The 278-nt window shown below is 27.0% G+C and carries 1 protein-coding gene; it reads right to left on the reverse strand.

Translation table 11 applies throughout. The annotated features are described in order from the left end of the window. On the reverse strand, positions 1–237 hold a 237-nt coding region (locus FE392_RS20930; RefSeq protein ID WP_319932002.1), incomplete at its 3' end, for a hypothetical protein. Between the last annotated feature and the right edge of the window lie 41 nt (positions 238–278).

Genomic DNA, 278 nt, shown 5'->3' on the forward strand with positions numbered 1-278 from the left:
TTCTATTGTTAAACCGTTCAAAACTTGTAATATTTGCAAAATATTTAATTGAGAAAGACCTGGAATATAAACAAAAAGAGCACTTTCCCCAGAAAAACTACACGTAAGTCTTAATAATTTTCTTGGTAATAGGTTAAGAGTAGTTATTGGTGGATGACAACCAAAATAAATAGTATCAAATGGAGCTCCTAAAATATTAAGATTTCCTAAACCAGGAACAAAAATTGTAAAAATCATAGTAAAAGATTACTCCTTTCTAACAAATATAAACATTTTAA

Origin of the sequence: Xenorhabdus santafensis, assembly GCF_033949405.1 — a bacterium.
In the GTDB taxonomy this organism is placed as follows: domain Bacteria; phylum Pseudomonadota; class Gammaproteobacteria; order Enterobacterales; family Enterobacteriaceae; genus Xenorhabdus; species Xenorhabdus santafensis.